Source organism: Pelomicrobium sp. (assembly GCF_036803785.1).
Taxonomy (GTDB): domain Bacteria; phylum Pseudomonadota; class Gammaproteobacteria; order Burkholderiales; family UBA6910; genus Pelomicrobium.
Genome location: NZ_DAIRTR010000148.1, coordinates 1 through 6,807 on the forward strand (window position 1 = coordinate 1; position 6,807 = coordinate 6,807).

The 6,807-nt window shown below is 66.4% G+C and carries 7 protein-coding genes and 1 pseudogene; 6 read left to right on the plus strand and 2 right to left on the minus strand.

The window, feature by feature from the left end:
- Both V7Q81_RS13650 and V7Q81_RS13655 read right to left on the minus strand, forming a co-directional pair.
- Positions 1–759: glycogen debranching N-terminal domain-containing protein (locus tag V7Q81_RS13650; RefSeq protein WP_333844278.1), on the minus strand; the 759-nt coding region annotated here is incomplete at its 3' end.
- A 15-nt stretch (positions 760–774) separates the two neighbouring features.
- Positions 775–1,824 (minus strand): glycosyltransferase family 4 protein, encoded by a 1,050-nt coding sequence (locus V7Q81_RS13655; RefSeq protein WP_333844279.1) that lies wholly within the window; start codon positions 1,822–1,824, stop codon positions 775–777.
- Between the two features lie 323 nt (positions 1,825–2,147).
- On the opposite strand from V7Q81_RS13655, the gene V7Q81_RS13660 reads away from it, so the two are divergent.
- The 6 genes and pseudogenes from V7Q81_RS13660 to V7Q81_RS13685 form a co-directional block, all read left to right on the plus strand.
- A complete protein-coding gene (locus tag V7Q81_RS13660; RefSeq protein ID WP_333844282.1) occupies positions 2,148–3,788 on the plus strand; it encodes an acyl-CoA dehydrogenase family protein in 1,641 nt (546 codons plus the stop codon).
- A 180-nt stretch (positions 3,789–3,968) separates the two neighbouring features.
- A complete protein-coding gene (locus tag V7Q81_RS13665; protein WP_333844285.1) occupies positions 3,969–4,289 on the plus strand; it encodes a hypothetical protein in 321 nt (106 codons plus the stop codon).
- Positions 4,290–4,322: 33 nt separating this feature from the next.
- The gene (locus V7Q81_RS13670) at positions 4,323–4,841 is read left to right on the plus strand and encodes a glycine zipper 2TM domain-containing protein (RefSeq protein ID WP_333844287.1); all 519 of its coding nucleotides are present in this window, start codon (positions 4,323–4,325) and stop codon (positions 4,839–4,841) included.
- A gap of 83 nt (positions 4,842–4,924) precedes the next feature.
- On the plus strand, positions 4,925–5,305 hold the full coding sequence (locus V7Q81_RS13675; RefSeq protein WP_333844289.1) for a PepSY domain-containing protein: 381 nt from the start codon (positions 4,925–4,927) through the stop codon (positions 5,303–5,305).
- A gap of 64 nt (positions 5,306–5,369) precedes the next feature.
- Positions 5,370–6,053 carry a response regulator transcription factor gene (locus tag V7Q81_RS13680; RefSeq protein ID WP_333844291.1) on the plus strand — a complete coding sequence of 228 codons (684 nt, stop codon included), beginning with the start codon at positions 5,370–5,372 and terminating at the stop codon, positions 6,051–6,053.
- Positions 6,050–6,807 (plus strand): annotated as a pseudogene (locus tag V7Q81_RS13685) (ATP-binding protein); the annotation flags it as partial. The gene V7Q81_RS13680 and the pseudogene V7Q81_RS13685, both read left to right, overlap by 4 nt.

The following is a 6,807-nucleotide window of genomic DNA, read 5'->3' on the forward strand; positions in this document are numbered from 1 at the left end:
CAAAAGCGCCTTGCGTGCTCGGCGCATCGCGGTGAAAAAATGTTCATCGCCTCCCTGCACGGCCTCTCCAGCAAGGCAGTGCACCTTGATGGTGATGGCCCGGCGCTCCTTGGGCGCCAGCTCGAAAGAGTACCAGGCACGGTGGGCACTGAGCTGGTCCGGTCTAGGCTCGAAGCAAAGTCGCGTAGCACGGGCCAATCCGTCCAGCGATCCATAGGTAAACGTCACCGTGCCCCCATCGCCGAGGGTCGCTATCACCTGCCCCCGCCGGGCGCGGCGGAAGCCCCGGATCTCGAACAAATCGGCGAAATCGGCATCGAAGTCCAGCGCTAGGCGGACCTCATGGGGGCGATCGCCGTAATTGCGAACGACCAGCATTTCGTAGCAGGCGGACTCCCACAGGAACTTGACCCGCGACACATGCAAAGTGTCCTTGGGCAGCACCAGTCTGCCCGCCTCGAATATGTCCGGGTTGGTGAGGTCCACGTTGAGCACGGCGTTGTTGTTCTGCACCGTAGAGGAAAGCAGCAACGGTCGCCGCTCTTCGAGGCTCAGCACGAACCGCGAAAGGTAACGGGTATCTTGGTGGAAAATTCCTTCCGGGCTGGACTCACCGGGCACCAGGTCCCCATAATGGTCGAACAGCGCGAACGTGTCGCCGTGCTTCAAGGTCCGGGGACGGCGCTCGGCGAGGGAGGAGGTCGCCGGGATATAGAACTCGAGCATCGGTCCCTGAGAAAGCGCTTGCCCTGCATCCATGGCCTGTCCCATTGCTTATGCCGCCCGCGCCGTCGTCTCTCGGGCGATGAGCGTCTGATAAAGAGCAAGGTAATCCCGCGCCATGCGCTCCGCGGAAAAGCGCTGCTCGAAGCGCCGCCGCACGGCCGTCCGATCCAGCATGTGAATCCGCCGCACGGCCTCCACCGCGGCATCGATCGACTCCACGATAAAGCCCGACAGCCCCGGCTCCACCACCTCGGGCACCGAGCCGCAGCGCCAGGCAATCACCGGAGTGCCGCAGGACATGGCCTCGATCATCACCAGCCCGAAGGGCTCGGGCCAGTCGATGGGGAAGAGAAGCCCCAGGGCGTTTCCCAGAAACTCGGCCTTCTGCGCTTCGTCGATCTCGCCGATGAACTCCACGTGGGGGGCGGAAAGGAGCGGTTCGATCCGCTCCCGGAAATAGGCTTCGTCCACCTTGTCCACCTTGGCGGCGATCCTGAGCCGCACGCCTGCCCGCCGGGCGATCTCGATGGCTCGGTCCGGGCGTTTCTCGGGAGAAATACGCCCGAGAAACGCGAAATAGTCCCCTTTCGGGCTGGGATTGAACGGGCATACGTCACGCGGCAATCCATGGTAGACCGTGCCGATCCAGTTCACGGGAGGCATGGGCAGCCGCTGATGGTCTGAAATGGACACGAGGGGCATTTCCCGGAACTCCCGGTAGACCGCTTGGAGGTCAGGTAGATCGAGGCGACCATGCAGTGTGGTCAGGGTCTTGCCGGCGATCGTCCGGAAGATGGGGAAATGAAGAAAATCGACGTGGAAATGGAGGATATCGAAACGCTCGGCCTGCTGCCGCACCTGCTCAAGCTGCAGGATCACATAGGGAAGCGGCTCCTTGACCCGGGGATTGAGCCTGAGCGCCTCCGGTACGCTCGCCACCAGCCTGGCGGAAGTGACCGAGTCACCGCTCGCGAACAGCGTGACCTCATGCCCCTGCCGCGCGAGCTCTTCCGTGAGATAGTAAACGACCCGCTCGGTGCCTCCGTAGAGCCGGGGTGGAACACGTTCGATCAGTGGAGCGATTTGCGCGATCCTCATACACGGTGCAAGACACCAGACGGCGCAGCGCTCACGAGCTCGGCGCTTGCGCCGATCCTCGATGACTGTCCCTTGCTTGCTCGGTCGTCCTAGCGCTGGGGGCACGAGCCCCCCTGCCGAAGGACTGGGCCATGGCAAGCCAAGACCAAAAAATCATTAGGGATTGCTGCCGCGAAATTCAAGGGGGCCGACGACGAGGCGCCGTTCGAGTCGCCTTCTCGCGCCCGAGCAGGCGTCCTTTCCGTGTTACCATGGGATAAAAGTCCGTCCGGGCCGCAGCCCCCAACCCTGCCGCGCGGGTCTTGCCCTCCGGAACGAAAGTCATGACTTTCACGCAACCGCCCCCCGCCTTGGGTCATCCGTTCGATGACGATTGGATGCTCCGCTCCCACCTGACCCGGGTGCTGCCGCCGGAGGTGAGCGCGGACGTGCTTCCCGCCCTGCGGGCCTTGGGCGAGCGCTGCGCCAAAGAGCTCTATCCCCTCCAGCTCGCCGATCGGCTTAACGAGCCGGTGCTCATCCAGTGGGACGCTTGGGGCAACCGCATCGACCGCATCGAACTCACCCGGGTATGGCAGGTGGCCGAACGGCTGGCAGCCGAGCACGCCGTGGTGGCGACCGCCTACGAGGCTCGGCATGGGGCCTTCTCCCGGGTGCACCAGTTTGCCCTAGCCTATCTCTTCGCCCCCGCCACCGACATGTACGCCTGTCCCCTGGCCATGACCGACGGGGCGGCCCGCACCCTCCTCACCTTGGGCAGTCGGGACCTCATCGAGCGAGCAGTTCCGCGCCTCACCAGCCGAGACCCGGCGCGGTTTTGGACCTCGGGTCAGTGGATGACGGAGCTCGCCGGCGGCTCCGACGTGGGCCGCTCGGAAACGGCCGCACGCCAAGACCCGGACGGCACCTGGCGGCTCTACGGACGCAAGTGGTTCACCTCGGCCGTCACTGCCCCCATGGCCCTTGTCCTCGCCCGGCCCGAGGGCAATCCCCCGGGCGGGCGCGGCCTCGCCTTGTTCTACGTGGAAACCCGCGACGCGCAAGGGCGCCCGAACCGCTTCCAGGTGGACCGCCTCAAGGATAAGCTGGGGACCCGCAAGCTCCCCACTGCTGAGCTCACCCTAGAGGGTACACCGGCGCTGCCCGTGGCGGGGCTGAGGGAGGGTGTGCGCCACATCGCACCCATGCTCAACCTCACCCGGCTGTGGAACAGTGTCAGCGCGGCGGCCTCCATGGCCCGGGGCCTGGCCTTGGCTTGGGATTACGCCCGCAAGCGGGTCGCCTTCGGTGCACCCCTCGCGGAGCTACCCCTGCACGCGGAGACTCTCCTGCAGCTGGAAGCGGAGTTCGCCGCCGCGTTCCAGTTGACCTTTTACCTGGTGGAGCTCCAGGGCCGGCAAGAAGCGGGAGAGATCGGCGAGGTAGAGGCCTTGCGGCTGCGGCTGCTCACGCCCATTGCCAAGCTCTTGACCGCCAAGCAGGCCATCGCCGTGGCAAGCGAAGTGCTGGAGTGCTTCGGCGGCGCGGGCTATCTGGAGGACACCGGGCTGCCGGCGCTTTTGCGCGACTGCCAGGTGCTTTCCATTTGGGAAGGAACCACCAATGTACTTTCCCTCGATGCCCTGCGGGCATTGAAGGCGACGGGCGGTCTTACCTCCATCGAAGATCTGCTGGCCCGACTGCGCCCCGGCATTGAAGAGGCCGCGCTCCACCGGGTCTTCGACGTGGCGGAGGCGGCCCTGGGCCACGCCCGGCACTGGCTCGCCCGAGCCGAGCAAGCTGGCCCCCCGGTCCTGGAGGCCGGCGCCCGGCGCTTTGCCATGACCCTGGGACGGGCCGTCGCGGCCGCCCTCCTCGCCCGCCACGCCCAGTGGTGCCTGGATCGAGAGGGAGATGGCCGCTGCCGGGGAGCCGCCCGTCGCTTTGCCGCCACGCCAATCGACCAGATTCAGGAAGATTCTTGACGCCGCCTCGCCCCGGCGGGCCACCGGGGTGCCTGGAATTTCCGTTCAGCCCCGGTTCAGTGACCTCGCTGCATTCTGCCTCCCGCGTACCGGCAGCCCCCCCGCGCCCAACCGTTCAGCGGCGGTTCAGGGAGCCGGGCGTAGGATGCAAAACGTGGAAACGGAAAAAGGAGGCTCGACATGAAAAAGCTTCGCAAGCTCGCCCTGCTGGGCTCTGCCTTGGCACTGACGGCTGGCCTGGCGGCTGCTCCGGCGGTGGCCCAGGCCCACGGCGGAGACTGGCACCCCGAGCATCCCTGGAAAGATGACCATGGGAAGAAACGCCATCACTGGAAGCACCATGGCTGGGTGCCTCCCGGGCACCGGTACTATCACTATTATGAGTACGGCCCACCCCGGGTGATCTACCGGCCCTACTACAAGGAGTATCACCACTACTACCCCCGCCACTACGACCGCCGCGGGAGCGATGTCACCATCATCTGGCGCGGTCGTTTCTGAGCCAGCCAGAGCGTGATACGAAAGGAGGTTGCCATGTGGAAGAAAAAGATCGCCTTGGTCACGGCGCTCACTCTGGTCACTGCCCCGGCCTGGTCCTACGAGGCATACCAGGATTTCGATTACGCCAAGGTGAAAAGCGTCACTCCCCGCTATGAACGGGTGAACATGCCACGGGAGGAATGCTGGACCGAGCGCGTCCCCGGCGGCTACCGCGAAACGCGGGGGCCCGACAACTACTTGGGCCCCATCATCGGTGGCATCGCGGGCGGTCTCCTGGGCTCCACCGTGGGCAAGGGCAGCGGAAAGCATGTGGCCATCGGCGCCGGTGCGGTCGCCGGCACGATCGTCGGCGCGCAACTGTCGCGCAACGAGGCCTACGCCTACGAGCCGCCCCACGACGTGCAACGCTGCCGCGTAGTGGACCGGTGGGAGAAGCGCATCGCGGACTACGAGGTGACTTACCAGTATGCAGGCCGCACTTACACCACGGTGCTGCCCTACGATCCGGGCCCCCGCCTGCGGGTGCGGGTGTCGGTGGAACCGGCCGAGTGAGTACTGGGCGGTCCCCGGCGGGAGAGGGTTCGGCGGGGCCGCCTTTCTGTTAAAGTTCGCTTTAATTGCCGGGGGTCGTCGTTGTGATGCGGAAAAAAGGGTTCTCCGCCCACGCCTGGCTCGCCGCCGGGCTCGGGATTGCTCTGGGGGCGGCAAGCGCCGCCTGGGCCGACCACGATCGTTACGAGCCTCGTGACGACCGGCCGGAGCGCTACCAGCGCTACGCGCCCCGCGATGTCCTGCCCGGGGATTTCTATCGGGTGGATAAGCGGGACCGGGGATCCCGCTCCCCCCGGGACGAGGCGGCAGAGCGGGCCCGCCGGGAGACCGGCGGCCGGGTGCTCTCCATCGAGGAGCGCGCTCACCGGGACGACCGGGAGGGTTACCGGGTGCGGATCCTCACCCCGGAGGGGGAGGTCCGCTACTACGACGTGGGTCCGGGCAATGGGCGGGGGAGGCGTTGAGACCGCCTCGATGGCAGGCACGTACCCGCCGTCTCGTCGCGCAAGGCGGTAAACCTTTTCTGAAGTGCGCCTTCTGGTCATCGAAGACGAAGCCGATCTGCGCCGCCAAGTGACGGACCGCCTCGCCCGGGAGGGCTATCAGGTGGACGGCACCGGCGACGGCGCAGAAGGCCTTTACCTCGCCAGCGAGTATCCCTACGACACCGTCATTGTGGACCTGGGACTGCCCGGCGTGCCCGGGCTGGAGATCATCCGGCGGCTGCGCTCGGGCGGGCGGTTGCTGCCCATTCTGGTGCTCACTGCCCGCGGCCGCTGGCAGGACAAAGTGGAAGGGCTGGAGGCCGGCGCAGACGACTATCTCACCAAACCCTTTCAGATGGAGGAGCTGCTGGCGCGGGTGAAAGCCCTGATCCGGCGCGCCGCTGGCACCTCTTCCCAGATCGTGGAATGCGGTCCTCTCCGGGTCGACCTGGCCGCCCAGAAGGTGAGCGTGAACGGCGCCGAGGTGGATCTCACCTCCTACGAGTACCGGCTTCTGGAATACCTGGTGACCCACCGCAACAAGGTGGTTTCCAAAGCGGAGCTTTCCGACTACCTCTATCCCCACGACGAGGAGCGAGACAGCAACGTGCTGGAAGTGCTGGTGGGGCGGCTGCGGCGTAAGCTGGATCCGGAAGGGACGCTCGCCCCCATCGAGACCCTGCGAGGCCGGGGCTACCGCTTCGTCCTGGAAAGCAAGGCCTCATGATGTCCCTGCACCGGCGCGTGGCGCTGTCCGCCGCGCTGGTGCTCGCGGCGTTCGTGGTCCTTGCCAGCGTCGCTCTGGAGCAGGCGTTTCGGGAAAGCGCCGAGTCGGCGCGCCGGGAGCGGCTTCTTGCCCAGATTTATCTCCTTCTGGGGGCGGCCGAGGAAGACGCGGAGGGCCGGCTCCTTCTGCCCGAGCCGCTGCCCGAGCCCCGGCTGAGCCTCCCTGGCTCGGGACTCTACGCCCAGGTGAGCGGCGCCGAAGGCGCGCTGCTGTGGCGCTCCCCTTCCGCTGTCGGGATCGAGGTGCCTTTCGTGGACGGCCTTCCCCCCGGAACGCAGCGTTTCGAGCGGCGCGCAGACGCCGCCGGCCAAGAGTACTTCGTCCAGAGCCTGGGGGTACGTTGGGCCATTGGTGCCCATCCCCGGGATCTCACTTTCAGCGTCGCCGAGGACCCGAGCGAGTACCTCCAGCAGATCCGCCGCTACCGCACCGCCCTGGCGGGGTGGCTCGCCGGCCTCTCGGTACTGCTTCTCGCGGTATTGTGGCTGGTGCTGCGCTGGGGACTGAAGCCCCTGCGGCGCGTGGCGGCCGAAGTGGCCGAGGTCCAGGCCGGTCGCCAAGAGCATCTGCGGGGAGAGTATCCCGAAGAGCTGAAGCTCCTCACCGAAAACATCAACGCCCTCCTCACCCACGAGCGCGCCCAGCAGAAAAAGCTCAAGAACGCCCTCGCCGACCTCGCCCACAGCCTGAAGAC

Coding starts and splice junctions, on each gene's coding strand:
- V7Q81_RS13655 (WP_333844279.1), bottom strand. CDS start 1,824: ATGAGGATCGCGCAAATCGCTCCACTGATCGAACGTGTTCCACCCCGG.
- V7Q81_RS13660 (WP_333844282.1), top strand. CDS start 2,148: ATGACTTTCACGCAACCGCCCCCCGCCTTGGGTCATCCGTTCGATGAC.
- V7Q81_RS13665 (WP_333844285.1), top strand. CDS start 3,969: ATGAAAAAGCTTCGCAAGCTCGCCCTGCTGGGCTCTGCCTTGGCACTG.
- V7Q81_RS13670 (WP_333844287.1), top strand. CDS start 4,323: ATGTGGAAGAAAAAGATCGCCTTGGTCACGGCGCTCACTCTGGTCACT.